The 24,790-nt window shown below is 61.5% G+C and carries 25 protein-coding genes; 10 read left to right on the plus strand and 15 right to left on the minus strand.

The genetic code is table 11. The features are described from left to right. Positions 1–53: 53 nt before the first annotated feature. The 6 genes from ACO07N_RS09065 to ACO07N_RS09090 all read left to right on the plus strand — a co-directional run bounded on the left by ACO07N_RS09065 (position 54) and on the right by ACO07N_RS09090 (position 5,429). Complete coding sequence (locus ACO07N_RS09065; RefSeq protein WP_421980703.1) at positions 54–1,088, plus strand: LacI family DNA-binding transcriptional regulator; 1,035 nt, start codon at positions 54–56, stop codon at positions 1,086–1,088. Between the two features lie 101 nt (positions 1,089–1,189). Next, a complete protein-coding gene (locus ACO07N_RS09070) occupies positions 1,190–2,137 on the plus strand; it encodes a substrate-binding domain-containing protein (protein ID WP_421980704.1) in 948 nt (315 codons plus the stop codon). 81 nt (positions 2,138–2,218) lie between these two features. Continuing rightward, the gene (locus tag ACO07N_RS09075) at positions 2,219–3,190 is read left to right on the plus strand and encodes an ABC transporter permease (protein WP_421980705.1); all 972 of its coding nucleotides are present in this window, start codon (positions 2,219–2,221) and stop codon (positions 3,188–3,190) included. Continuing rightward, positions 3,187–3,930: an ATP-binding cassette domain-containing protein gene (locus ACO07N_RS09080; protein WP_319385096.1), complete on the plus strand. Its 744-nt coding sequence runs from the start codon at positions 3,187–3,189 to the stop codon at positions 3,928–3,930. Before ACO07N_RS09075 ends, ACO07N_RS09080 begins: the two co-directional genes overlap by 4 nt. A gap of 9 nt (positions 3,931–3,939) precedes the next feature. Further along, entirely contained in the window at positions 3,940–4,794 is an 855-nt protein-coding gene (locus ACO07N_RS09085) for a sugar phosphate isomerase/epimerase family protein (protein ID WP_421980706.1), read from the plus strand. Continuing rightward, complete coding sequence (locus ACO07N_RS09090; RefSeq protein WP_421980707.1) at positions 4,791–5,429, plus strand: AAA family ATPase; 639 nt, start codon at positions 4,791–4,793, stop codon at positions 5,427–5,429. The genes ACO07N_RS09085 and ACO07N_RS09090 overlap by 4 nt, the downstream gene beginning before the upstream one ends. 27 nt (positions 5,430–5,456) lie before the next feature. Here ACO07N_RS09090 and ACO07N_RS09095 read toward each other — a convergent pair whose 3' ends face one another. From ACO07N_RS09095 to ACO07N_RS09130, 8 genes are all read right to left on the minus strand, one after another. Then, positions 5,457–6,221: an SDR family oxidoreductase gene (locus ACO07N_RS09095; protein ID WP_421984403.1), complete on the minus strand. Its 765-nt coding sequence runs from the start codon at positions 6,219–6,221 to the stop codon at positions 5,457–5,459. Positions 6,222–6,223: 2 nt separating this feature from the next. Further along, on the minus strand, positions 6,224–7,258 hold the full coding sequence (locus ACO07N_RS09100; RefSeq protein WP_421980708.1) for a zinc-dependent alcohol dehydrogenase: 1,035 nt from the start codon (positions 7,256–7,258) through the stop codon (positions 6,224–6,226). Between the two features lie 8 nt (positions 7,259–7,266). Further along, the gene (locus tag ACO07N_RS09105) at positions 7,267–8,364 is read right to left on the minus strand and encodes a mandelate racemase/muconate lactonizing enzyme family protein (protein ID WP_421980709.1); all 1,098 of its coding nucleotides are present in this window, start codon (positions 8,362–8,364) and stop codon (positions 7,267–7,269) included. Further along, positions 8,361–9,338, minus strand: coding sequence for an ABC transporter permease (locus tag ACO07N_RS09110; RefSeq protein ID WP_421984404.1), 978 nt, complete (start codon positions 9,336–9,338; stop codon positions 8,361–8,363). The genes ACO07N_RS09105 and ACO07N_RS09110 overlap by 4 nt, the downstream gene beginning before the upstream one ends. Positions 9,339–9,367: 29 nt before the next feature. Next, on the minus strand, positions 9,368–10,351 hold the full coding sequence (locus ACO07N_RS09115; RefSeq protein ID WP_421980710.1) for an ABC transporter permease: 984 nt from the start codon (positions 10,349–10,351) through the stop codon (positions 9,368–9,370). Beyond that, positions 10,348–11,868: a sugar ABC transporter ATP-binding protein gene (locus tag ACO07N_RS09120; RefSeq protein WP_421980711.1), complete on the minus strand. Its 1,521-nt coding sequence runs from the start codon at positions 11,866–11,868 to the stop codon at positions 10,348–10,350. The genes ACO07N_RS09115 and ACO07N_RS09120 overlap by 4 nt, the downstream gene beginning before the upstream one ends. 164 nt (positions 11,869–12,032) lie before the next feature. Beyond that, positions 12,033–13,007 carry an ABC transporter substrate-binding protein gene (locus tag ACO07N_RS09125; protein ID WP_421980712.1) on the minus strand — a complete coding sequence of 325 codons (975 nt, stop codon included), beginning with the start codon at positions 13,005–13,007 and terminating at the stop codon, positions 12,033–12,035. A 52-nt stretch (positions 13,008–13,059) separates the two neighbouring features. Then, positions 13,060–14,532 carry an aldehyde dehydrogenase family protein gene (locus ACO07N_RS09130; RefSeq protein WP_421980713.1) on the minus strand — a complete coding sequence of 491 codons (1,473 nt, stop codon included), beginning with the start codon at positions 14,530–14,532 and terminating at the stop codon, positions 13,060–13,062. Positions 14,533–14,757: 225 nt separating this feature from the next. On the opposite strand from ACO07N_RS09130, the gene ACO07N_RS09135 reads away from it, so the two are divergent. From ACO07N_RS09135 to ACO07N_RS09145, 3 genes are all read left to right on the plus strand, one after another. Beyond that, complete coding sequence (locus ACO07N_RS09135; protein ID WP_421980714.1) at positions 14,758–15,471, plus strand: FCD domain-containing protein; 714 nt, start codon at positions 14,758–14,760, stop codon at positions 15,469–15,471. Beyond that, entirely contained in the window at positions 15,468–17,081 is a 1,614-nt protein-coding gene (locus tag ACO07N_RS09140) for a GMC family oxidoreductase (RefSeq protein ID WP_421980715.1), read from the plus strand. The genes ACO07N_RS09135 and ACO07N_RS09140 overlap by 4 nt, the downstream gene beginning before the upstream one ends. A gap of 96 nt (positions 17,082–17,177) precedes the next feature. Continuing rightward, the gene (locus ACO07N_RS09145; protein ID WP_421980716.1) at positions 17,178–18,347 is read left to right on the plus strand and encodes a mandelate racemase/muconate lactonizing enzyme family protein; all 1,170 of its coding nucleotides are present in this window, start codon (positions 17,178–17,180) and stop codon (positions 18,345–18,347) included. 5 nt (positions 18,348–18,352) lie between these two features. Here the strand turns inward: ACO07N_RS09145 and ACO07N_RS09150 are convergent, their stop codons facing one another. Both ACO07N_RS09150 and ACO07N_RS09155 read right to left on the minus strand, forming a co-directional pair. Then, positions 18,353–18,559 carry a hypothetical protein gene (locus ACO07N_RS09150; protein ID WP_421980717.1) on the minus strand — a complete coding sequence of 69 codons (207 nt, stop codon included), beginning with the start codon at positions 18,557–18,559 and terminating at the stop codon, positions 18,353–18,355. Positions 18,560–18,572: 13 nt separating this feature from the next. Beyond that, on the minus strand, positions 18,573–18,929 hold the full coding sequence (locus tag ACO07N_RS09155) for a hypothetical protein (protein WP_421980718.1): 357 nt from the start codon (positions 18,927–18,929) through the stop codon (positions 18,573–18,575). A gap of 224 nt (positions 18,930–19,153) precedes the next feature. Between ACO07N_RS09155 and ACO07N_RS09160 the strand changes: the two genes are divergently transcribed. Then, complete coding sequence (locus tag ACO07N_RS09160; protein ID WP_421980719.1) at positions 19,154–19,582, plus strand: hypothetical protein; 429 nt, start codon at positions 19,154–19,156, stop codon at positions 19,580–19,582. Between the two features lie 5 nt (positions 19,583–19,587). On the opposite strand, the gene ACO07N_RS09165 is transcribed toward ACO07N_RS09160, so the two are convergent. The 5 genes from ACO07N_RS09165 to ACO07N_RS09185 form a co-directional block, all read right to left on the minus strand. Beyond that, positions 19,588–20,391: an ATP-binding cassette domain-containing protein gene (locus ACO07N_RS09165; protein WP_421980720.1), complete on the minus strand. Its 804-nt coding sequence runs from the start codon at positions 20,389–20,391 to the stop codon at positions 19,588–19,590. Positions 20,392–20,399: 8 nt separating this feature from the next. After that, the gene (locus tag ACO07N_RS09170) at positions 20,400–21,266 is read right to left on the minus strand and encodes an ABC transporter ATP-binding protein (protein WP_421980721.1); all 867 of its coding nucleotides are present in this window, start codon (positions 21,264–21,266) and stop codon (positions 20,400–20,402) included. Continuing rightward, positions 21,263–22,114 carry an ABC transporter permease gene (locus tag ACO07N_RS09175; RefSeq protein WP_421980722.1) on the minus strand — a complete coding sequence of 284 codons (852 nt, stop codon included), beginning with the start codon at positions 22,112–22,114 and terminating at the stop codon, positions 21,263–21,265. The genes ACO07N_RS09170 and ACO07N_RS09175 overlap by 4 nt, the downstream gene beginning before the upstream one ends. Beyond that, positions 22,107–23,117: an ABC transporter permease gene (locus ACO07N_RS09180; RefSeq protein WP_421980723.1), complete on the minus strand. Its 1,011-nt coding sequence runs from the start codon at positions 23,115–23,117 to the stop codon at positions 22,107–22,109. Before ACO07N_RS09180 ends, ACO07N_RS09175 begins: the two co-directional genes overlap by 8 nt. Before the next feature lie 103 nt (positions 23,118–23,220). Beyond that, positions 23,221–24,747 carry an ABC transporter substrate-binding protein gene (locus ACO07N_RS09185; protein WP_421980724.1) on the minus strand — a complete coding sequence of 509 codons (1,527 nt, stop codon included), beginning with the start codon at positions 24,745–24,747 and terminating at the stop codon, positions 23,221–23,223. Positions 24,748–24,790 lie beyond the last annotated feature (43 nt).

Below are 24,790 nucleotides of genomic sequence, written 5' to 3' on the forward strand. Positions count from 1 at the left end.
GATTTACAACATAAAACGTTTTTTCTAGCATTGACGCAAGGAGGAGTTTGTCGATGCCCGACAAGGCTGCGCAAAAGCAGCGGGGGTCGAGGCCGTCCATCCGCGATGTCGCGCGGCGGGCGGGCGTTTCACCCGGTTGCGTTTCCAATGTGATCAACGGCCGCCGCAAGCTGGACGATCCCATCGGCCGCGCCGTGCTCCAGGCGGTGCGCGATCTCGGATACCGCCGCAACACCATGGCCTCCAATCTGCGCAGAAGCCAAAGCCGCATCATCGGCCTCGTCATTCCCGATTTCGAAAACCCGTTTTTCGCCGAACTGGTCGCAAAGCTCGAGCATCGCGCCGAGGCTACCAATTACCGCATCGTTGCCACATCCAGCCGCGAAGACGCGGACATCGAGGCGCGGGAGATCGACGAACTGGTGGGCTGGCGCGTGGCGGGCGTCTTCGTGATCCCCTCGCTTTATTCCCGGGCCGCGGAGCTTGTTCAAACCAACGAAACACCGTTCGTCTTTCTGGACCGCATCCAGCAGAACGCGGCAACTGACGGTGTCGGCGTCGACAACGCCGCCGCCAGCGCGGCACTCATGCAGAAACTGTTCGATGCCGGGCATCGCCGCATTGTCGTGGCGTATCTGGGAGACGGCATCGCCAACGTCGCCGAGCGGCTGGACGGGGTGCGTGCCGCTGTCGACAGCCATGTGCAGGATGTCACAGTCGATTACGTTCCGACCGGGGACAGCATCGAGGGCGCGCGCACCGCGCTGGCCGCCTATCTCGACAAGAACCCGGCTCCCGATGCAGTGTTCTGCCTGTTCAACACGGCAACTCTGGCCGCCTATGGCCTGTTGCAGGAACGCGGCCATGTCATCGGCACGGACACCGCCTTGGCCGGTTTCGATGACAGCGCCTGGATGGCCCATGTGCATCCGCCTGTCGCAGCCATTGTCCAGCCGACGGAGGAAATCGCCCGGGTCGCTTGGGAGCGTCTCCTGGCAAGGATCGAGGGCGGCAACGCCTCCCCGGAGACGATCCGCATCAATTGCCGGCTCGAGGCAAGGCAGTCGCTCGGTCCGCTGCACAGGTAAGCGGGCGCAAGCAACAGCGCCGGTGCCTGAGCGCCGGTCACAAAACAGAAGGTGACGAAGAAGCGCCGGTACAGCAGAGACGAAAAAGTGGAGGAAAGCAAATGTTCAAGCAATTGACCGTAACTGCCCTCGTGGCGCTGCTGGCGGTACCAGCACAGGCCGAAACTTACGGTGTTCTGATGAAAACCCTGTCCAACCCGTTCTGGGGTGCCATGGAACTCGGCGTCCGCGACGGGGCCAGCGAAGCAGGCGTGGAATATTATCTGCAGGCCGTCGAGAGCGATCAGGCGGCTGAGCCGCAGCTCAATGTCTGCAACACGATGCTGGAGCGCCAGCCGGACGCGATGATCACCGCAGCGATCAACTCGACCATTCTTCTGCCCTGCCTGAAACGGGCAACGGAGATGGGCATTCCGGTCGTCGATCTCGACGGCAATCTCGATCACAAGATCGCAACCGATGCCGGCGTCGACATCGCCTTTTCCATCGGCTCCGACAACGTTGCGGCCGGTGCGCAGGGCGCCGAGTGGCTCGTCAGCCAGGTCGGTGCGGATGCCAAGGGACCGGTTCTGGTCATCGAGGGTCTGTCCGGTAACGTGACCGGGCAGAAACGCGCCAACGGGTTCTCCGAAAAGCTCGCCGAATTAGCGCCGGGGCTCGAAATCGTCGCCTCCCTGCCGGGTGACTGGGACCGGGGCAAGGCGGCCAACATCACCAACGATATCCTGACCTCCAATCCGGAACTCGTTGCCATCTTCGCCGCAAATGACGGCATGGCGCTCGGTGCGGTCGAAACGGTTTACGCTGCCGGTAAGGGCGATCAGGTCACCGTCATCGGCGTCGACGGCAACTCGGATGCGGTCAAGTCGATCAAGTCCGGCCGTCTGAACGCCTCGGTCGCGCAGTTGCCCTACCTCGTCGGCAAGCAGGCCGTTGAAATGGTCAAGGCCGGCGGCGACCAGCCGGACTGGGTCTATGTTCCGACCATGGTGCTGACCAAGGAGGTGCTGGAAAGCGGCTCCGACCCGATGCTCGAATACGTCAAGTAAAAGCGGCCATGCGGGCCTGGAGCCTGGGGCGTTCGCGAGAACGCCGAAGATCCTCCGGGCCCGCGTTTTCCGGGTGGGCATATGCTGAAAATTCTTGAAAGAACACACGTTCGGGCGGAGTCGCTGGCCGTTCTGCTTGTGCTGGTCGTCGTCATGGCGATCCTGTCACCGGTAACCGGCTCCGGGGTGCGGGTCTTTCTGACCGCGAACAACTTCTTCAATATTATCCTCGCCAGTGCCACCTTCGGCATCCTGGCCATCGGCGCGACCTTCGTCATCAGTGCGGCGGGGATCGATCTCTCGCTTGGCTCCGTTCTGGGCCTTGCGTCGGTCACGGGCGCTGCCCTTGTCGTCACCCTCGAACTGCCTTGGTACTTCGCCATCATCGGCGCGCTTGGCGCCGGCGCGGCCGCCGGTGCGGTTAACGGCTTCATCATCACAAGGGGTCACGTGCCCGCCTTCATCGTGACCCTCGGCATGCTCGGTATTGCCCGGGGTCTTGCGCTGATCATCTCCAGCGGACGCGGTATTTACGGTCTGCCGGAAGAGATCCTGTTTCTCGGCCAGGCGCGCCCGTTCGGAGTGCCGACCCCCGTCTTCATTCTCCTGTTCGTCGCACTGGCCTCCCACTACGTGCTGGCGCATACCCCGTTCGGGCATCACACCCTGGCGCTCGGCGACAATGAAAACTCCGCACGCGCGACGGGCATCAACATCCGGCGTCAGCGGATGCTGCTCTATACGATCTCCGGCCTGATGGCCGGCATTGCCGGATTGATCTTCACCGCGCGCGTGAACACCGGCGATCCGACCGCCGGTCTCAATTACGAACTCCTTGCGATCACCGCCGCCATCATCGGCGGGACCAACCTTTTCGGCGGCCGGGGTTCGATCCTCGGCACGATGATCGGTGCGCTCATCATGGGTGTGCTGCAGAACGGTCTCAATCTGATGGCCGTTCAGGCCTACTACCAGCAGATGGCGATCGGCGCCGTCCTGATTGCCGCCGTCTGGCTCGACCAGATCCGGACACGGGGGAGGTCGCTGCAATGAGCCTTCTTGAGCTTTCAGGCGTAGAGAAGAGTTTCGGTCCCGTGCAGGTGCTGCACGGCGTCAACCTGACGGTCGATGCGGGCGAGGTGATCGGCCTTGTCGGCGACAACGGCGCCGGCAAGTCGACGCTCATGAAAACGATCACCGGCGTCTACACGACGGACAAGGGACGTATCAGTTTCAACGGTACCGATGTCACCGGACGGAACCCTGGAGAGCGCCGCGAAAGCGGCATCGAAATGATCTACCAGGATCTTGCACTCGCGCCGCAACAGGACGTTGCCAACAACATCTTCCTCGGACGCGAACCCACCAAACGCTTTCTCGGTCTGTTGCCGGGTTTCGTCGACAAGTCGAAGATCGATGCCGAGGCCCAGCACATGATCGACCGGCTGGGTGTGCACGTACCCTCGATCCACCTGCCGGTCGGCATGCTCTCGGGTGGCCAGCAGCAGACCATCGCGATCGCGCGCGCGCTCACCTTCAAGCCAAAGCTGGTGATCATGGACGAACCGACGGCGGCCCTGGCCGTGCGCGAGGTGGAAAGCGTGCTGAACCTGATCCGGCAGATGCGCGATGAAGGCATCGCGACGATCCTGATCAGCCACCGCCTCAACGATGTCTTTGAAGCCTGCGGCCGTATCGTGGTACTTCGACGCGGAAATGTCATTGCCGATCTGAAACGGGACGAAACCGACATGGCGGAAGTCGTTTCATACATCGTCGGCGCACACGGATAGGATTGCGATATGCCCCGGTTAGGACTGCATGGCCTCGCCTTCACCCCGCTCTGGAATCCGGCAGAGGCGGACCGCCTGCTTCCGCCGATCACGGCGCATGGCGTAACGGTCATCGAGACGCCTCTGCTCGACCCGAAAAACTACGACAGCGTCGGCACCCGGCGCGCGGCCGAACGCAATGGCGTGGAAATCGTCTGTTCGCTCGGTCTTCCGGCCGAGATCGATATCCTGCGCAATCCGGGCGATGCGGTGGACTATCTGGGCTTTGCCCTTCAGGTGGCCCGGGATGCCGGTGCTGCTGCGCTTTCCGGCGTGACCTACGGGACCATCGGCAAGACCAGCGGTGCGCCGGTCACTGCGGCGGAAAGCGATGCCATCTGCCGGCTGGTCGACCGCGTCGCCCAGAAGGCACGCGATCTCAACATGCGTCTCGGGCTTGAACCCTGCAATCGCTACGAAACCCACTTGCTGAACACGGCCCGGCAAACGGCCGAGATCATCGAGCGTGTCGGCGCGCCCAACGTTTTTATCCATCTCGACACCTATCATATGAATATCGAGGAAGCCGGCATGGCCGAGGGGTTTGCCGATGCGGGCGAGCATCTGGGATATGTCCATCTGTCGGAATCCAACCGCGGTGTACCGGGCAGGGGCACGCTCGACTGGGCGGCGACGTTCAAGGGCCTGGCCGACGTCGATTTTCAGGGAACGATGACATTGGAAAGCTTTGTCTATCTGGCGCCGGAGATCGCATCCGGACTTGCGGTCTGGCGCCCGGTGGCTGACCGCGCGGAGGATGTTGTGGAAGTCGGCCTGCCCTTCCTTGCCGAACAGGCCGAAGCCGCGGGGTTGAGCCTGTCGTGACCGCTTCGCAGGACATTTCGGTCGAGGATCTCGCGGCACGGATCGTGGACCGCGGACAAACGAACCGCAGCATAACCGCCGTCTGCGGCCCGCCCGGAGCAGGCAAGTCGACACTCTCCGACGAACTGGCTGCAAGGCTGAACGAGAGAGATCCGGGCAGTGCCGCCGTCTTTCCGATGGACGGCTACCATTATGACGATCTGATCCTCAATGCCCGTGGATGGCGCCCCCGGAAAGGCGCGCCGCACACATTCGATGTCGGCGGCTTCCGGCACATGCTGATGCGGCTCAAGCGAAACGAGGAAGACGAAATCGCCGTCCCCGTCTTTGACCGCAGCATCGAGATCGCGCGCAACAGTGCCCGCGTCATTCCGAAGACGGTCCGGCACCTGATCGTCGAGGGCAACTATCTGCTTCTTGACGAAGCACCCTGGCGCGACCTTGGTCCGCTATTCGACACCACCGTCTTTCTGAGCGTGCCGCTTGCCGAACTGGAGCGGCGTCTTGCCGAACGCTGGCAGGACCTGTCGGAAGCGGACCGCAAGGCGAAGCTGGGAGAAAACGATCTTCCCAACGCCCGCAAGGTCGCCGGCGGCAGTCTTCCGGCCGAGTTCCGGATCGTCTTCACGCCCTGAAACGGATCCTGCAACTGCCGCGCGCCGCTATCGGCCCATCCAGCCTCCGTCGACGGTCATGACGGTGCCGTGCATATAGTCCGAGGCGGCGGAAGCCAGGAAGACGGCCGGACCGGCAAAGTCCTCCGCGTTGCCCCAGCGCCCGGCCGGGATACGTTCCAGGATGGATTTCGACCGCACGGGATCGTTGCGCAGCGCCTCGGTATTGTCCGTCGCGATGTAACCTGGGGCAATCGCGTTGACATTGATCCCCCTGGCGGCCCATTCGTTTGCGAAGGCCTTGGTCAGCTGGCCGATTGCGCCCTTGGAGGCCGCGTAGCCCGGCACCGTGATGCCGCCCTGGAAGGTCAGGAGCGAAGCCGTGAAGATGATCTTGCCGGAACCGCGCTCCACCATGCGCGCGCCGATTTCGCGCGTCAGCACGAACTGGGAGGACAGATTGACCTCGATCACCTCGTCCCAGATGTCGTCACCATGTTCGGTCAGCGGCGCGCGTTTGATCGTCCCGGCATTGTTGATGAGGATATCGATCACCGGGTGCGCTTCGTTGACCTTGGCCGCGAAAGATTTCAGAGCCTCACGGTCGCCGAAATCGCAGCTGTAGCCGGTGAAGTTCCGTCCGAGGGCACGGACCTCCTTCTCGACGTCGCTGCCCGTGCTTTCAAGGCTGGCGCTGACGCCGATGATATCCGCGCCGGCATCGGCGAGGGCGACGGCCATCGCCTTGCCGATCCCGCGCTTGGCGCCCGTGACAAGCGCCGTCTTTCCGGCGAGGCTGAAACTGTCCAACACACTCATTCTGCATTCCCGCTGATCTGGATCATGGATTTGATGGCGCTCGGGTTCTGGGTCAGCGCTTCGAACGCGCCCTGAATATCCTTGAGCGGTTGGATATCGGTGATGAAGGAGGAACAGTCCACGACACCTTCAGCCAGAAGCTGCATGGCCTGGTCGTAGTCCTCGGGCCGGTAGACACGGGCGCCGAAGAGTTCAAGTTCCCGCCAGAAGAACCGGAACATGTCGACGTCCGGCTTCATGGCGTGGATGGCCACCATGACGATACGGCCGCGCGCGGCGGCGGCATCGGTCATCAGGTCGACGCCGGGCTGGCTGCCGGAGACTTCGAAGACGACATCCGCCCCCTTGTTGCCGGTCAGCGCGTTCACCTGCTCTGCCGCGTCCGACAGTTTCGGGTTGATCGTGGTGAAGCCGAGCTTTTCCGCGTAGGCAAGACGGCTCTCGCTGATCTCGCTGATCGTGACCTTGCCGCCTGCGTGCCGCGCGACCAGCGCGACCAGGAGACCGATCGGGCCGCCGCCGATCACGAGAACGTCTTCCCCGGATTTCACCTGTGCGCGGTTGACGTCGTGACACGCGACCGCCAGGGGTTCGATCAGCGCCGCATGCGCAAGATCGAGGCCCTCGGGAAGCACGTGGATGGTGTGAGCGGGGACGTTCCAGTATTCCTGGAAAGCGCCTTCCGTGTCGATACCGATGAATTTCAGGTTGTGACAGATATGCTCGTGACCGGCGTGGCACGCGGGACACTCGCCGCAATGGTCCAGCGGCCTGACGACGATCCGGTCACCCGGCTTCAGGCCGTCGACGCCGGTGCCGACCGCGGAGATGGTTCCGGACATTTCGTGACCGATCGTGCGTTCAAACCCGACGCGCTGGTCCATGTGGCCAAGGAAGATGTGCAGGTCGGTTCCGCAGATGCCGCAATAGGCGACCTTGATCTGAACTTCGCCGGGACCGGGATCGGACACCTGCTTCTGTTCAAGGGAAAACGTCTTGTCGCCGCGATAAACGGCAGCGTGGCTGAGCATGAGGACCTCTAGAGTGTCAGGACTTTGTGGGGGGCAAGGAGCGTCCAGTCGAATTCGACGCCCGTGCCCGGGGTTTCCGGCGCAACGGCAAGGTGGTTTTCCACCTGCAGCGGGCGCCGCGTGTATTGGTCGATCGGAAACGAATGAACTTCGATCCAGCCGGCATTCACCTGCGCGGAAACAAGACTGACGTGTAACTCCTGCATTCCGTGACTGCATACCGGGATCTTGTGTTGACGTGACAGATCAGCAACCTGAAGGAAGCCGGTCACGCCGCCGCAGTTGGACGCATCCGGCTGGATGAAGCTGAGTTTGGACTGGTCGAATGCATATTCGAATTCATGGATAGTATGAAGATTTTCGCCCATGGCAAGGGCACATCCGGTTGCATCCGTGATCTCGGCGTATCCCTTGTAATTGTCCGGGATCGTCGGCTCCTCGAACCAGAGAATGTCATAGGGGGCGAAGGCCCGCGCCGCGGCGATCGCTTCGTCCACGGACATGGAGTAGTTGGCATCGACCATGAACGCGACATCGGGACCGATGAGTTCCCTGACGGCCGCGATCCGCGCAACGTCCTCTTCGAGGGTTGGCTGGCCGATCTTGATCTTGACCCCGTTGAACCCCTTTTCAAGATAGCCCCGCACACTCTCCAGCAGTTTCGGCAGCGGGAAATTCAGATCGATGCCGCCGCAATAGGCCTTGCACCTGTTGTCGGCGCCGCCCGCCAGCTTCCACAGCGGCCAGCCCCGTGTCTTGCCGCGAATGTCCCATAGGGCGATGTCGACGGCCGAGATGGCGAATGAGGCGATCCCGCCGCGCCCCACGTAGTGGATGTGCCATTGCATGCCTTCGTAGAGATTTTCCACCGCGCCGGCATCCTGACCGATCAGGAAGGGCGCCAGATCGTGATGGATCATGGCCGCGATCGCCGACCCGCCCTTTCCGCCCGTATAGGTGTAGCCGGTCCCTTCCGTGCCGTCGGCCAGGACGACGGTCGCCGTCACCAGTTCGAACAGGGTGTGGTCGCCATGTTTGGCGTCCACCAGGACCTCGGCCAGCGGAACGTGGAACAGCTGCGTGCGGATCTGCTTGATCGCGGTCATTTGGCGAACTCCACGCCCGACTGCCGGTTCATGACCCGCGTCTGGAACAGGATGACCGCGAACAGGAACGCCCCGCGGATGACCATCTGCCAGTAGGCGCTGAAGCTGATCCAGCCCTTGCCGTTTTCAAAGTTCAGGATGTTGAAGACCAGGCCAAGCAGAAGCGCACCCGCCACCGTCGCCGGAATCGACCCGAGACCTCCGGTCAGGAGGGTTCCGCCAACGACCACCGAGGCAATCGCCGAAAGCTCCCAGCCGACACCTTCGAGAGGCTGACCGGCCCCGAAACCGGAGGCAAGAAAGACACCCGCCAGCCCGGCACATCCGCCGGACAGACCGTAGGCAAAGACCTTCGCCCGGTTGACCTTCAGGCCCATCATCACGGAGGCGTCCTCGCCGCCGCCGACGGCGAGAATGGTCCGGCCGAGGCTGGTCATTTCCAGGACCACCCAGAGACAGACCACGAGAATGCCGACGAGGACGATCGTCCAGGGAACGATGCCCATGGCCTTTTCCATGCCGAGCTGGGTGAAATTCGAGCCCCAGTCGACGGCAATCGTCTGGGCGCCCGAGATCACCAGCGAGCCGCCCTTGGCGCCGAGCATCGTGGCAAGCGTCGCGATGAAGGGCGGGATGCGCCCGAAGACGATGCAGACCGCATTGAAGAGACCGAAGCCGACACCCGAAAGCACCGCGAGCGGAAGCGCCACTTCAATCCCGTAGGGGCTGAGATAGGCGGCAATGACGGAGGTGAAGGCCGCCACGGATCCGACCGAGAGATCGATCCCGCCGGTCAGGATGACGAAACACATGCCGACTGAAATCGCGATGAACATCGCGTTGTAGTTCAGGAACGAGGTGATGTTGTAGGCACTGCCGAAATTGTCGTAGCGCAGCAATCCGAAAACGATCAGCACGAACAGGGCGATCCAGACCGCGACCGATTGCGGGTTGCGGGAAATGTATTTCCGCATGTCGAAAGCATTTTGATCAAGCACGGCTTCTATTCCTTTCGCGCTTGCTGAATGTAGACCGCAGCCAGGATGATCGCGGCCTTGGCAATCAGAGCGACTTCGTCTTCAACGCCGTTGGCCAGAAGCGTGTATTTCACCAGCTGGATGATGACGGCTCCGAGGATGGCGCCGAAGATCGGAGCCTTGCCGCCCTGGAGCAGCGCCCCGCCGACAACGGCAGCCGCGATGGCGTCGAGTTCCATCAGGTTGCCATTGCGGGCCGCGTCGGAGGCCGAATTGATCGCGACGACGATGAGCCCGGCGAGGCCCGACAGGACCGAACAGATCACATAGGCGCCGATCTTGACCTGGCGCACCGGACCACCGGCAAGCTTGGCGGCGCGCTCGTTGCCGCCGATCGCGAGCAGGTAGCGACCGAAGACGGTCCGGTTCACGACCCAGAAGAGAAGGCAGGCGATGGCAAGCGCCAGCCATCCCTGAAACGGGAAACCGAGGATCTTTCCGGTGCCGAGATAGCTGAACTCGGGATAGGAGAAGGTCTGCAGGTTGCCGTTCGTCAGCACCTGCGCGATGCCGCGTCCCGAGATGAACAGGATCAGCGTCGCGATGATCGGCTGAACCCGCAGCACGGCGACGATCACCCCGTTGAAGAGCCCGCAGACAAGGGCGGCAACCAGTGGCAGGAAGAGCGCGCCGATCAGCCCCAGCACAGGGTAGGCCTGACCGAAATCCGACAGGAAGATCAGCGGAGCCAGCGCTCCTGAGAGCGCCATGACCGCGCCGACCGAGAGATCGATCCCGCCCGTTGCAATCACCAGGGTCATGCCCATGGCGACGATGGCAATCGTCGCGACCTGCGAAATGTTGACGGCCAGCGTTTGCGTTTGCAGGAAATTGGGCGTGACGATGATGTTGAAGATGAGGATCAGGCCGAGCGCGATCAGACCCCCGTGGTTCTTCAGCTTGGCGGTGACGTCGGTTCGCATCGTGTCTTCTGATGTCAGGCTGGTCATGCGGTGCCCTCCTCATGGTGGGCAAGCGCCTTGACCAGGGCGTTTTCGGTGATCCCGGGATTGGTCAGCTCGGATACCGCCTTGCCTTCATGCATGACGACGATGCGGTTGGCACCTTCCACCAGTTCCTCGAATTCGGAGCTGATCAGGATGACGGCATGTCCGTCGTCGACGAATTTCCGGATGATGGACTGGATCTCGCGCTTCGCGCCGACATCGACCCCGCGCGTGGGCTCGTCGAGGATCAGGATATCCGGCCTTGTCGCCAGCCAGCGCGCCAGCAGAACCTTCTGCTGGTTGCCGCCCGAGAGCTCGCGGATCGGCTGATCCATGTGCGATGTCTTGATCCCGAGCTTCTGGATGAACTCGCCGACCAGTTCCTTTTCGCGGTCCCGGTCGATCTGACCGTTCTTGCGCAGGTTCGGCAACAGCGCGAGCGTGAGATTTTCGCGAACCGACATGTCCGGGACGAGCCCCTCGGCTTTGCGGTCCTCGGTCAGGAACCCGATCCGGGACCGGATGGCCACGGAGGGCTCGGACGGTTCGAATTCCCGGCCCTTCAGATGCATGGACCCGGCGGTCAGGTGATCCAGCCCGAAAATGCTTCTGGCCGCCTCGGTGCGTCCGGACCCGAGCAAGCCGCCGAGGCCGACGATCTCGCCGCGGTGAAGCGTCATGGAGAAATCGCTGAGGCGCGGTCCCGTAGCGACCTTGTCGACTTCGAGAACCACCTCGTCAAACGCGGCGCGGCCGCCGGCCAGTTCCGTCAGTCCTTCGGCGGCGATCTCTTCCGCATTGCGTCCGAGCATGCCGGCGATCAGATCGAGCTTGGTGGTCTCCGGGATGGGCTGGCAGCCGACCGTCCGGCCGTCACGCATGATGGTGACCCGGTCGCAGATCTGGAAGAGTTCGTCCAGAAAGTGGGAAACGTACAGGACCGAAACGCCCGAGGACTTCAGCTCCCGGACGACACCGAACAGGATTTCCACTTCGGAGCTGTCCAGCGACGAGGTCGGTTCGTCCATGATGACGAGCTTTGCGTCCATGGAGACGGCGCGCGCAATCGCGACAAGTTGCTGGATCGCCGTTGAATAGCTTCCGAGCGGGGCCGTGACGTCAATCTCGATGCCGAACCGCGCGAGGATTTCGCGTGTGCGCCGGTGCGCCTCGGGCCAGTTGATCATGAAGCCGAAGGACCGCGGCTCCTGTCCCATCACGACATTTTCGCTGACGGACCTGAGCGGGACCAGGTTCAGTTCCTGGTAGATGGTGGCGATACCGGCATTCTGGGCTTCGCGCGGCGAGGCAACGTGGCTCGGTTCGCCGGCGAAATCGACGGTGCCTTCGTCACGGCGGTAGAGGCCCGTCAGAATCTTGATGAGCGTTGATTTTCCAGCACCGTTTTGTCCGATGAGTGCATGGACTTCGCCGGGTTCGACCTCAAGAGACGCACTTCGAAGAGCCGGAACGCCGCCGAAGTGTTTCTTGATCCCGGCCATGGTGAGCAGAGGTGCCATGGTGGCTCCTGTCAGCATGAGAGCATCGCGTGATCGCGGAAACGCGCCTTGATGCCCGATCACATCAGAACCGATCAGCCGCGGAATGTTCAGGCAGGTCCGCCTGAACATCCGCTGATCTGGGAGAAAGAAGCCGGAAGGGTTTACCCTCCCGGCAGAGGGCCTCAGTAGGCTTCGTCAATGTGCTCCGGGGCATTTGCAGCCGTGAAGATCCGGTCTTTCACCTGCACCCAGGGCTCGATGGTTTCGCCGGCGGTATAGCGTTTCATGGTTTCACAGGCGAGCGGTCCGAAGAACGGGGAACTCTCCACAGTGACACCCATCTTGCCGTCGATGATGGCCTGAAGCGCATCGCGCGTTCCGTCGATGGAGACGACCAGAACGTCTTCGCCCGGCTTGCGTCCGGCAAGCTCGAGGGCCTGGATGGCACCGATCGCCATTTCGTCATTATGGGCATATACGATGTTGACGTCCGGGTGGGCCTGCAACAGCGTTTCCATGACCTGACGTCCGAGATCGCGGGCGAAGTCGCCAGACTGGGATGCAACAATTTCAAAACGCTCGTCCTGAACGATGCGGTCGTCGAAACCCTTCTTGCGGTCATTGGCCGGCGAGGATCCCGTGGTGCCTTCCAGCTGGACGATGATGCCCTTGTCGCCCTTGAAATTCTCGATGGTCCATTCCGCGACGCGTTTGCCCTGGTCGATGAAGTCGGAGCCGAGGAAGGCGACGAAGTCCTCACCCGGCTTCGCTGCATTCGGGTCGACGGAGCGGTCGACGAGGAAGGTCGGAATGCCGGCGGCCTTGGCCTTCTTCACGGCAGGAATGAGCGGCTTTTCTTCGCGCGGCGGCAGGAACAGCACGTCGATGCCCTGGGCGATCATGCTGTCGACATCGGCGACCTGCTTTGCCGCGGAGCCGGCAGCATCGGTCGCGATCAGATCCCAGCCGCAGCTTTCGGCCGTGTCATGGAAGGACTTGGTTTCGGCGATCCGCCAGGGGTTGTTGGACTCCATCTGCGCAAAACCGACCTTGTAGCGGTCCTTCTGCTCAAGCGGCGGCAGCCCGGCAGCCGAAGCGATTGAAGTCACTGCGCCAAAAGCAATCGCAGTAGCCAGCAAGAGAGTACGTTTCATCATTTCCTCCACTATGGTGCGACCAGAATCCCCCCGGTCGCAAGAGCTTGAGGCGCTAACCCCAATTCAGGTAGGCCGTCTGCTTGCGCAGATAGCCATCGAAGCCGTAACGGCCGTCTTCTCCCCCCAGCCCGGACAATCCCCACCCGGTGTGGAAGCCTTGCACGGCCTCTCCGTTGGAGCGGTTCAGGTAGAGTTCTCCGAACTTCAGGCGATAAGGAGCTTGTGCGAGACGCTTGTGGTCCCGGGTGAAGAGGTAGGCGGACAGCCCGAAAGACGTGTCGTTGGCAAACCGGACCGCCGTGTCGAAATCATCGACCCTGACGGCCGTTGCAACGGGGCCGAATACCTCGTTCTGGACGGCCGGATTGTCGTTCTTCGACGCTTCCAGGACCGTCGGCGCGAACCAGTGGCCCTTGCTGTACGGGCCATCCTCGCGGATGCCGCCTTCAAGATGGATATCCGCGCCCGCACGCACGGCCTGCGCAACGATATCGGCAACCTTGTCCCGCTCGATGCGGCTCACCTTGGGACCCATGTCGACGCTGCCGAGCGGGTCTCCGAGGGTCAGCGCTTTCGAGGCGGCGACGAATTTTTCCAGGAACTCGTCCGCGACGGCACGGTGCAGATACATGCGTTCGTTGCAGGTGCAGATCTGGCCGCAATTCGTGTAGCGCGCGGCAACCGCCGCCTGGACGGCGCTGTCGATGTCGGCGTCTTCCATGACCAGGAACGGGGCCTTGCCGCCCAGTTCCAGGCGAACGACCTTGATGTTGTCGGCGCCGGCCCGGTAAATTTCGCGTCCCGCGCGGGTGCTCCCGGTCATTGTGACGAGATCGGACATCGGGCTCTGCACGAGGGCTGCGCCAACGAGGGGCCCGCGGCCGGTCACCACGTTGAAGACCCCGGCGGGAAGACCGGCCTTTTCACTCAGACGTGCAAGGGCGAGCCCGGAAAGCGGGGTCGCCTCGTGGGACAGCAGCACGAAAGTGTTCCCGGCCACCAGCGCCGGCCCGAGCTTTCTTGCCGCCAGCGCGAACGGGTAGTTCCAGGCGGTCAGCCCGACCACGACGCCGTAGGGGTGCCGCCGGATATGAATTTCCTCGTCCCGGTTGTCGGACGCAACGATATCGCCTTCGATCCGGCGTGCATTCTCCGCCGCGTATCTCAGGAAAGTTATGCCGGCGTCGATCTCCTGGTTCGCGTGAGCGAGCGGCTTGCCCTGTTCGAGGGTGACCAGGCGTGCCAGCTCTGCCTTGTGCGCTTCGACTTCGTCCGCAAGGGCTGCGATCAGTCTTCCGCGCTCGATCGCGGGACGGCCGGCCCAGGCACCAAAGGCACGGCGCGCGGCGTCAAGCGCTTCGAGCGCGTCGGTCTCGGTCCCTTCCGTGATTGTCGCGATGATGGTCTCGTTTGCCGGGTTCTCCACCTCCACCGCCGCCGATGACGGCGCGCGCGCAATCCACTGGCCGTTGATGTACATCCCGGCAGCGATCGGACTTTCCGAGGAGAGGGTAATATCAAACACGAACGAAACGCCCTTTGGTATGACCAAACTAATCAAAGTAAGTTAAGAAAAGAGACCAAAGTCAATCTTAAATTGAGAAATTTAGTACGTAAAAATAATAAACACATGAAAAATAACGGAAAACTGGCGAAAATTTCTGACGCTTCGAAAAAATTGCTTTACGAACATCAATTTTATGTCGTACCAAAAAGCGTGAAATTGATGACAAGGGAGAGTTTACGCCCAATGGACATCGGCAACGAAACGGGTCGGGCAGCGGACAATGTGGTCGCAATGCTGGAAGCGAAAATCGTTTCCGGTGAGCTGGAAGACAGGACGCCCTTGCCCGCCGAGCGGGAGTTGATGGAACAGTTCGGCGCAAGCAGGACCGTGATCCGCGAGGCGATTTCCCAGTTGTCCAGCCGCGGGCTGATCGAAACGCGGCCCCGCTTTCGCCCGATCGTGCGCAAGCCGGATTACGCGACCGTCCTCCACGCCTGCGGCAATGTCGTCCAGCATCTCCTGACGGACAAGACCGGCATCAAGAACCTTTACGACAGCCGGGTCTTCATCGAACGTGCCCTGGTGCGCGAAGCTGCGTTGTCGGCACGCAAGGAGGACATCGCCGGCCTGCGGGAAGCGCTCGAGGAAAACCGGAAAGCCATTCCGGACTCGAACGAATTCTACCGGACGGATGTCGCCTTCCACGGTGTTCTCTACCGCATTCCCAGGAACCCGATTTTCCCCGCCATGCACGAAGGCTATACGTCCTGGCTGGCGCCCCAGTGGGACCGCATGCTGCGCTCTCCTGAACGCAACGAGGTCAACTACCTGGCGCACAAATCCATACTCGACGCGATTGTCGAGCGCGACCCGGTCGCGGCGGAAGAAGCGCTGAACAACCATCTGAAGGCGGCCTGGGAATTCGTTCGCGTCACATTTGAGTGGGGGGACGAATGACCTCGGACTACGACTACATCGTCATTGGCGGTGGTTCCGGCGGTGCTGTCGCGGCAGCGCGGCTCGTGAGCGAGGGCGGCGCGCGCGTGCTCCTGCTGGAAGCAGGCTATTCCCATCGGCATCCGCTGCTTGATATGCCCCCCGGCATCTTCAAGATGATCAACGGTTCCAAGTACATGCGGTATCACAAGACGACGCCGCAAGCGCATCTGGACGGCAGGGTCCACGACATCCCGCAGGGCAATGTCCTGGGCGGCGGATCTTCCGTCAACGCACAGGTCTACATGCGCGGCCGGCCCGGCGACTACGATGCCTGGAACGATGTGCTGCGCGCCAACAACGACAACCCCGGCTGGGGCTGGGCGGACGTGCTGCCCCACTTCAAGGGAATGGAAGCGAACAACCGGCTTGCCGGCGATCTTCACGGCACGGATGGCGACGTCATGGTCTCCGACCCGGGTTATGTCGACACCATGTCCCGCTGGTTCGTGCAGTCGGTCCAGACCCTTGGCGAGCCCTACAACACGGACTTCAACGGCCCGTCGCAACGCGGTGTCGGTTTCTACCAGTTCACCAACAGGAACGGCCGCAGGAGTTCAACGGCCTACGCGTTTCTCGAACCGCTGCGCGGCAATCCGAAACTGACCATCAAGCTGCAGGCGGCGGTGGACAGGATCATCGTGGAGAACGGACGGGCAGTCGGCGTGTCCTACACCGATCCCTCGGGGACACACACCGTCAATGCGTCGGCGGAGATCATCTTGGCGGCGGGGGCGCTGGTGTCGCCCAAGATCCTCATGCTGTCGGGGATCGGTCCTGCGGATCATCTCGGCGCGTTCGGTATCCAGGTTCATGCCGACATGCCCGGTGTCGGCCAGAACCTGATCGATCATCCCGAAGTCCCGATCACGGCCTGTGCCAGCGGGCCGCACGGCTATTACCGTCAGGGCGAAGGCTGGCGCATGCTCCTGAACGGACTTCAGTTCAAGCTCTTCGGAAGCGGCCGCATCACCTCCGCCGGCGTCGAGGCCGGGGCTTTCGTCAACCCGCGCAACCGCGACGGCGAACCGACGATCCAGGCCTTCTGCGTTCCCATCGTCTACCTGGACCGGGATGCGCAGTCGGAGCTGAAAGACGGCTACGGGGTCACGGTCACGACGGTCGTCGTCAAACCCAAGTCCCGCGGTGAAGTCAGACTGGCCTCCGGATCGCCGGCCGACATGCCGATCGTGTGTCCGAACCTTCTGAAGGACGAAGACGACATGCAGGAGATGATGGCGGGCCAGCGCTTCTTCCTTGAGGCGCTCCAGTCGAACCCGATCGCCTCGAAGCTGAAGAAAGTCGCAATCCCCGACCCCGGCAAGTGTTCCGACGAAGATCTCAGGAGCCACTGCAAACGGTTCGTCAAGACCAACTATCACCCGGCCGGAACGGCGCGCATGGGGGCAGATGGCGATGAAATGGCCGTGCTTGACGGCAGGCTTCGGGTCCGGGGTGTTGACAACTTGCGGGTCTGCGACATGTCCGCCGTCCCGGACATCAACGCGGGCAACACCAATGCGCCAGCCATGATGCTGGGCTCGCGCTGTGCGGAGTTCATCCTCCAGTGACGTCGACACAAAAGCGGACGCCGGCGCCAAAGGCTTACCGGCCCTGGCGAAAATCTTCTATACGTTTGACGACACGGACTTCGAAGGGTTGAACGCATGAAGATAACAGGCGTCAAAAGCCATGTGCTGCAATACGACCTGCCCGGTGAACTGGGCTACTCCCAGCAATATTACGAAAAACGCACGGCCCATCTGGTCGAGGTTCAAACCGACGAAGGCGTGACCGGCTGGGGGGAGTGTTTCGGTCCGGGCAATGTCGCGGTCGCAAACAAGGGGATCGTCGAGAAGGTCATCCAGCCGATCATACACGGCAGCGACCCGTTGGATCGCGACGTGCTCTGGCACCGGGTCTACAATCTCATGCGAGATCACGGCCAGAAGGGCATGCCTCTGCAGGCGCTCTCCGGGGTGGATATCGCGCTCTGGGACATTGCCGGCAAGGTCGCCGGACTGCCGCTTCACAAGCTGATCGGCGGGGCGCACCGCGATCGCATTCAGGCCTATGGCTACGGCATGATGCTCAAGCGTGAAAGCGTCGACGATCACGTCGCGCGCTTCCGCGACGAAGCGGCCGGGATCATGGACATGGGATTTGCGGCGGCCAAGATGAAAACCGGGCTTGGTCCTGAAAGTGATGTCAGGCTCTGCCAGGCGGTTGCCGAAGGCGTGGAAGGCCGCGGCAAGTTCATGGTCGACGCCAACCATTGCTACACCACGTCCGACGCCTTTTATGTCGGCCGGGCACTCGAGGAACTGGGCGCCTACTGGTTCGAAGAACCCGTCGCGCCGGAAGATCTTGACGGATACCGGGAGCTGCGCAGCGGCCTGCGTGTGAACATTTCCGGCGGCGAAGCGGAGTTCAATCGCTGGGGCTGGCGCCAGATCCTGGAGAACCGCGGCCTCGATATTGCCCAGCCCGAGGTCTGCGCGCTTGGCGGTGTCAGCGAGTATCTGCGCGTGCTCGCCCTGTGCCATGCCCATTTCACCCCGGTGATCAATCACGTCTGGGGATCGGCCATCGCGGTTGCCACAAACATCCAGCTCCTGGCGGCAATGCCAGCCCTGCCTGGCGGTCTTCATCCCTGGGAACCGATGCTGGAATTCGACACGACGGACAACAGGTTCCGCGACGAACTTCTGCAGGAGCCTCTGGATATCCAGGGGCAGGTGAAGTCGTCCGGTGGATATGTCTCCATTCCGCCGGGTCCCGGGCACGGCGTGACCCCGGACATGGATTTCATCCGGCGCTTCGAACTGGATCTCTGAATGGGTCAGGCCCAGACCTGGTCGGGGTCCGGCAGCGGAATCGCGTCCAGCAGCGTGCGCGTATAGTCCGCCTGCGGATTTGCAAAGAGGTCGGCGGTCGCCGAATTCTCGACAGTCTCGCCGTGATGGAGCACGAGGATACGCGAGCACCGGCGGCGGATCACCGAGAGGTCATGACTGACGAAGTCAAGCGTATAAGAAGCTATGATCAACCATTTTGTTGCTTCATCCCAAGTATTTATCAAGTTGTTCAAGGTATATTTCGCTGGAATTTATTTCCTCTGGCCATTTACCGTAGCTATAATCAAAGGCAGCGAAAAGACGTTTTATTATATTTGAATATTTTGAAATTTCTTCCGGGTACTGACTAAAATAAAAAGAAGTCTTTGCATGCCTCACGATGTCTACTTTACCGTCGCCAGCATCTCGTATTTCTTCTTCGACAATTAAATCAATATCTTTTTTGCCGTCGAAAATTGAAAACACCTCGATACCTTCGTTTGCTCTTGATTCTGTCCGTGTCAAAAATATTCCTGTTTCAACATCGATCGTCTTTCTGTTTTCTGGTTCACTTAGAATCATCGTTGCCTCTTTTTTCTTCCCGACGGCCGTATTGCAAAGTCTATGGTATCGTCAAAAAGCGCGCCTGAGGACGCTGTAAAGCCACCCGCCTTCTAAGAAACTCACTTTTGAACTCAACGATTTGTGCTCCTTACAAACTCAACAATTGAATAGCCCCTAAATTTGTAGACGGCTTCTTCCCTAGCTTTGAGGCAAGGAGGTCATGATGGGCGCAAGCGACTTCAGTGTCGATTTCAAGCGGGACACGGTGGCTCAAATCACGGAACAGGGCTATCCGGGTCGCGGTCGCGAACAAGCGGATCGTCGAGAAGGTCATCCAGCCGATCATACTCAGCAGAGATCTCGTGGATCGCGACGTGCTCTGGCGCAGGGTCTACAATCTCATGTGCGATCATGGTCAGAAAGGCATGCCTTTGCAAGCGCTCTACGGGGTGGATATCGCGCTCTGGGACATTGCCGGCAAGGTTGCCGGACTGCCGCTTCACAAGCTGATCGGCGAGGCGCACCGAGATCGTATCCAGGCCTATGGCTACGGCATGATGCTCAAGCGCGAAAGTGTCGACGATCACGTTGCACGCTTCCGCGACGAAGCGGCTGAGATCATGGAAATGGGATTTGCGGCGGCGAACCGGCGCTTCGAACTGGATCTCTGAATGGGTCAGGCCCAGACTTGGTCGGGGTCCGGCAGCGGAATCGCATCCAGCAGCGTGCGCGTATAGTCCGCCTGCGGATTTGCGAAAAGGTCGGCGGTTGCCGAATTCTCGACGATCTCGCCGTGGTGCATCACAAGAATGCGCGAGCACAGTCTGCGGATCACCGACAGATCGTGACTGACGAAGGCGAGCGTCAGGCCGAGGTCGCGCACCAGCTGTTCCAGCAGGTTCAGCACCTGCGCCTGCGAAGAGACGTCCAGGCCCGACACGATTTCATCGGCCAGAATGAAATCCGGTTTCAGGGCGATGGCGCGCGCAATGCCGACCCTCTGCCGCTGGCCGCCCGACAGCTCATGCGGATACCGTTCGGAAAAGTTCTTCGGCAGGCCGACCATGTCGAGGGCCTCATCGACCCGCGCCGGAATGGTGTCGAAGCCCTGCAGGCGCAGCGGCCCGGCGATGATGCCGCCGACGCGCCGGCGCGGATTGAGCGACGACATCGGATCCTGAAAGATCATCTGGAACCGCTTGCGCAACGGTCTCAGGGCGTCCTCGTCCAGGTGCGCCACTTCGGTTCCTTCGAACAGGATCGAGCCGGAATCGGGCCGGAGCAAACGGATCATGGCGCGTCCGAGGGTCGATTTGCCGGAGCCGGAGCCGCCGACAATGCCGAGCACATCACCCTTGGCGACATCGAAGGTCAGGCCCTTGAGCACCTGTGTGCGCGGTGCGGAACCGAACAGCGGCTTGTGCGCCAGGTCGGGGAAGGACACCTTCAGGTCGCGGACTTGATAGACGGGATCGCTCATGGTCCTGCTCACTCCATCAGCTGTGCGTCGAAGGCGGCGACTTCCTGCTCCACCGCGGAAATGACGCTGTCCGGAACCGGCATCAGCGAGCCGTCGGGGTCGGTGTATTTAGGCGTCGCCGCCAGGAGGGCCTTCGAGTAGGCATGTTTCGGCGCGGCAAAGAACGACCTGACATCCGTATCTTCAATGACCTTGCCGGCGTAGAGCACCGTCAGGGACTGACTGATCTTGGAAACGACGCCGAGATCGTGCGTCACGAACAGAAGCGCCGTGTCGTGTCGTTCCTGCATCTCGCGGATGAGCTTGAGGATCTGTTTCTGGACCGTGACATCGAGCGCCGTCGTCGGTTCGTCGGCGATGATCAGTTTCGGTTCGGCGGCAAAGGCGGAGGCGATCAGGATGCGTTGGCGCATGCCGCCGGACAGCTCGTGCGGATAGGATCTCATCACCCGGTCCGGCGACTGGATATGCACTTCGTCAAGGAGTTCGACCGCGCGGTCTTCTGCCTTCTTGCGCTGCCATCCGAGAATGTCGACGAGACGATCCGTGATCTGCGGCCCGACCCTGCGCGACGGATTGAGCGCCGTGAGCGGGTCCTGCGGGATCAGCGCGACCTTTGCTCCGATCCTTGTCCGCCGCGCCCGCGGCGGCAGCTTCAGAAGGTCTTCGCCGTCGAGCAGGATTTCACCGCCGGTGAGCTTCGCGGCACGCGGCAGGATGCCGAGCACGGCCTTGCCGATCATGCTCTTGCCCGCTCCGCTCTCGCCGACCAGCGCGCGGACCTCACCCGAATTGACGTTCAGCGAAACCTTGCGCAGCAGCGGCGCGCCGTTCTTCAGCCGGACCGTCAGGTCCTTGATCGTCAGATAGCTCATCGCAGCACCGGGTCGAAATAGTCCTTCAGGCCTTCACCCAGCTGCGAGAAGCTGAGCACCGTCAGGAACAGCGCGGCAAGCGGGAACACCAGAACCCACCAGGCCTGATAGATCGATGTGCGCCCCTCGGCGATCATGCCGCCCCAGGTCGGCTGGTCGGTCGAGATGGACAGGTTGACGAAACTCAGGATCGCCTCGACGATCACGGCGATGCCCATTTCAAGCGTCAAGAGCGCAACGATCGTCGGCAGCACGTTGGGCAGGATCTCGGCAAGCGCGATGCCGAGCCGGCTGCGACCGGCGACCTGCGCGGAGGCGACGTAGTCCATCGCACCCTGGCTCATCGCTTCGGCGCGCACCACGCGCGAAAACCGTGTCCAGTCGATCACGACGATGGCAATGATGATCGACGTCAACCCCGTTCCCAGAACGGCGATCAGCAGGATCGCGAAGAGCACGGGCGGAAAGGCCATCCAGATGTCGACAAGCCGGGAAATCACCAGATCGGCCCAGCCCCGGTAGTAACCTGCGATCAGGCCGAGCGTCGCGCCGACAAGGCAGGTGAGTGTCCCGGCAACCAGCGCAACGGTCAGCGCCAGCCTCGCCCCGTAGAGCATCCGGCTCAGGAGATCGCGGCCAAGGGAATCGGTTCCGAGCAGATAGGCAGGATCGGCGCCCTGCTGCCAGAAGGGTGGCAGCCGCGCTGCGAAAAGATCCTGTTCCAGCGGATCGTGCGGACTGATCATCGGCGCGAAGATGGCGGCGAGAATGAGAATGAGCAGCCAGCCGCCGCTGAGCCAGAGACGAAGGCCGGGCAGGCGGCGGATCTGACCACGGGCGTCACGCATGGCGAAGCCTCGGGTTGAGCGCCGCGTAGGTCATGTCGACGAGCAGATTGACGAGCGTGAACAGAAGCGCGAACACCAGGACAATGCCCTGGATGAGCGGCAGGTCGCGGTTGATCACGGCATCGATCGCCATGTTTCCCAGACCTTCATAGGAAAACAGGCGCTCGATGATGACGGTCCCGCCAATGAGGAAGGTGAACTGGACGCCGACGAGTGTCAGCGTCGGCAGGATGGCATTCGGCAGCGCGTCCCGCGCAATGATCGATGTTTCCGAATAGCCCTTGGTCCGTGCCAGCGTAATGTAGTCGTCGTGCATGCATTCCTTGAGTGATTGTTTCAGCAGCTGAAGAATGATGGCCGCCAGCGGGATTGCCAGCGCAAGCGCGGGCAGGAACATGTGGCCAAGCAGATCGAGCACCACGTCGAAGCGAAACCGCAGCAGCGCCTCGATCAGGTAGAAGTCGGTGTTGAAATCGAAGCCGAGGGAAGGCGACACGCGTCCGGAAATGTGGAACAGCGGCCAGACGACACCAAGCACGAGGATGAGCGCGAGACCCCAGAGAAAATCCGGCAGCGAAAGGGCAACGCCTCCGGCGACGTCGATACCGCCCTCGACCTTCGTGCCGCGGTAGAGCGTGGCGGTCAGTGCGGCCGAGCCACCGGCGACAATCGCGATCAGCAGCGCCATCACGGACAGCTCCAGCGTTGCCGGAAGGCGTCCGATCACAAGATCGAAAACGGGCTGCCGGCTCGTGATCGATGTTCCGAAGTCGCCCTGCAGGACGTTTCCGATCCAGATCAGGAACTGTTCGAGGATGCTCTTGTCCAGCCCGTACAGAGCCTCCAGCCGAGCAATGTCGGCATCGGTTGCGCCGGGCGGCAGCATCATCGCGATCGGATTTCCGGGCACGACCCGGATCACGACGAAAACGATGATGGCGGCCCCCAGGAGGGTGATGAGTGTCGTCGCCAGGCGCGTCAGCAGGGTACGCACGATTTGCATGAAAAGCTTCGCAGCCCTTTATTCAGGAAAAAGAGCCGCCGCAGCACCCTAAGGAGCAAGCAGGAAGGGCACTGCGGCGAAGGTGAGGTAACGTTTTCCTGACTTAAGAACGTGTCATCAGATGCGGCAGCAAGGCACCCGATGCGTGCGGTGTAACCTTGACCTGGTCACTGTGCAGGATTGGCTGCACGTACTGGATCAGCGGCAGAACGAGCGCGTTTTCGGCGATGTGCTTGTCGACGGCCTTCCAGCCTGCGATGCGTTTTTCCTCGTCCGCCTCACCCCAGAGCGGCAAGATCATCTGCATCAGGTCTTCACCGTCCCAGACAGAGTGCGGGGACGGGCCGAACATGGCGAAGCCGGTGGACGTGGTCGGATCGCCGATCGCGTTGCCCCAGTTGTAGAACGCCGCCGGGGCCAGTTGATCCGCTGCCCGCAACTCGAAATGCTTGGCGATTTCGTAGACCTCGATCTCGGCCTCGATACCGACCTTGCGCCACAGGCCGACGATCACCTGGATGATCTCGTAGTCCTTTGGTTTGAAGCCGCGGGTGGTCTGGATCTTGAATGTGACCGGGTTGTCCGGACCGTAGCCGGACGCGGCCAGCAGTTCCTTGGCCTTCTCCGGATCATAGGGAACGGTGATGGACGGATCATAGGCGGTGTAGTCCGGTGTCTGGAGCGTATCGATGGCAACTCCGTATCCGGACAGCAGCCGCTCGATGATGGTTTCCTTGTCGATGGCATGTGCCATGGCCATGCGCACGTTCGGATCGTTCATCGGCTCGACATCGTTGATGAAGATCATGCCGATATCGGAAATCGGCGCGGCGGTGCCGACAATGCCGTCCTGTTCCTTGAGGCGGTCGAATTCCTCGTAAGGCATTTCCAGCGTCACGTGAGAATTGCCCGAGCTGACCTCGAAGGTGCGGCTGGAGGCATCTGTGACGAACTTGATGGTGACGGTCTTGAATTCGGGCGCGCCGCCCCAGTAGTTCTCGTTGGCTTTCAGGCGCACGAACGCATTGCGTTCGAAATTGTCGACCATGTAGGGGCCGGTTCCGATCGGTTTGGCCTCGAAACCCTCGGCGCCGACTTCCTCGTAGTACTTCTTCGGCAGGACATACCCGGTCAGGAAACTCATCCACTTGAAGATTGTCGGCTCGTATTCCTTGACGTCCGCCGTGACCCGGTTGCCGTCGATCTGGAAGTTGCCGATCTTGCCCCAGATGAACTGGATGGGGTTGCCCGTATCGGGATTGCCCGCCCTTTCAAGCGACCAGACAACGTCCTCCGGCGTGAGCGGATCGCCGTTGTGCCAGGTGACCCCTTCCCGGACTTCCAGCCAGATCTTGGATCTGTCCTCGGTCCATCCCCATTCGCTGACGATGCCCGAGCCGAAGCTGAGGTCCGGATTCTGGTGGATGAACATGTCGAAAACGGACTGGTAGATGCCCTGGATGGTCGGATTGACCGCGGAGGGGCCGACCGTCGGATCCCAGCTGGGCAGATTGACGTTGTAGGCAATCACCAGTTCATCGATCTCGTTCGCAAAAGCGGGCGTTCCAACGGCTGTCAGCACTCCGCTGGCAGCGGCACTTTTCAAAAGCGTGCGTCTTGATACCTTCATTGTCCTGTTCCCCATGTTTACGTTGGCCGGATGTGTTTTCGTT

Origin of the sequence: Roseibium sp., from assembly GCF_965229775.1 — a bacterium.
Lineage (GTDB): Bacteria > Pseudomonadota > Alphaproteobacteria > Rhizobiales > Stappiaceae > Roseibium.

Coding starts and splice junctions, on each gene's coding strand:
- ACO07N_RS09065 (WP_421980703.1), top strand. CDS start 54: ATGCCCGACAAGGCTGCGCAAAAGCAGCGGGGGTCGAGGCCGTCCATC.
- ACO07N_RS09070 (WP_421980704.1), top strand. CDS start 1,190: ATGTTCAAGCAATTGACCGTAACTGCCCTCGTGGCGCTGCTGGCGGTA.
- ACO07N_RS09075 (WP_421980705.1), top strand. CDS start 2,219: ATGCTGAAAATTCTTGAAAGAACACACGTTCGGGCGGAGTCGCTGGCC.
- ACO07N_RS09080 (WP_319385096.1), top strand. CDS start 3,187: ATGAGCCTTCTTGAGCTTTCAGGCGTAGAGAAGAGTTTCGGTCCCGTG.
- ACO07N_RS09085 (WP_421980706.1), top strand. CDS start 3,940: ATGCCCCGGTTAGGACTGCATGGCCTCGCCTTCACCCCGCTCTGGAAT.
- ACO07N_RS09100 (WP_421980708.1), bottom strand. CDS start 7,258: ATGCTCAGCCACGCTGCCGTTTATCGCGGCGACAAGACGTTTTCCCTT.
- ACO07N_RS09105 (WP_421980709.1), bottom strand. CDS start 8,364: ATGACCGCGATCAAGCAGATCCGCACGCAGCTGTTCCACGTTCCGCTG.
- ACO07N_RS09110 (WP_421984404.1), bottom strand. CDS start 9,338: ATGCGGAAATACATTTCCCGCAACCCGCAATCGGTCGCGGTCTGGATC.
- ACO07N_RS09115 (WP_421980710.1), bottom strand. CDS start 10,351: ATGACCAGCCTGACATCAGAAGACACGATGCGAACCGACGTCACCGCC.
- ACO07N_RS09120 (WP_421980711.1), bottom strand. CDS start 11,868: ATGGCACCTCTGCTCACCATGGCCGGGATCAAGAAACACTTCGGCGGC.
- ACO07N_RS09125 (WP_421980712.1), bottom strand. CDS start 13,007: ATGATGAAACGTACTCTCTTGCTGGCTACTGCGATTGCTTTTGGCGCA.
- ACO07N_RS09135 (WP_421980714.1), top strand. CDS start 14,758: ATGGACATCGGCAACGAAACGGGTCGGGCAGCGGACAATGTGGTCGCA.
- ACO07N_RS09140 (WP_421980715.1), top strand. CDS start 15,468: ATGACCTCGGACTACGACTACATCGTCATTGGCGGTGGTTCCGGCGGT.
- ACO07N_RS09145 (WP_421980716.1), top strand. CDS start 17,178: ATGAAGATAACAGGCGTCAAAAGCCATGTGCTGCAATACGACCTGCCC.
- ACO07N_RS09155 (WP_421980718.1), bottom strand. CDS start 18,929: ATGATTCTAAGTGAACCAGAAAACAGAAAGACGATCGATGTTGAAACA.
- ACO07N_RS09165 (WP_421980720.1), bottom strand. CDS start 20,391: ATGAGCGATCCCGTCTATCAAGTCCGCGACCTGAAGGTGTCCTTCCCC.
- ACO07N_RS09170 (WP_421980721.1), bottom strand. CDS start 21,266: ATGAGCTATCTGACGATCAAGGACCTGACGGTCCGGCTGAAGAACGGC.
- ACO07N_RS09175 (WP_421980722.1), bottom strand. CDS start 22,114: ATGCGTGACGCCCGTGGTCAGATCCGCCGCCTGCCCGGCCTTCGTCTC.
- ACO07N_RS09180 (WP_421980723.1), bottom strand. CDS start 23,117: ATGCAAATCGTGCGTACCCTGCTGACGCGCCTGGCGACGACACTCATC.
- ACO07N_RS09185 (WP_421980724.1), bottom strand. CDS start 24,747: ATGAAGGTATCAAGACGCACGCTTTTGAAAAGTGCCGCTGCCAGCGGA.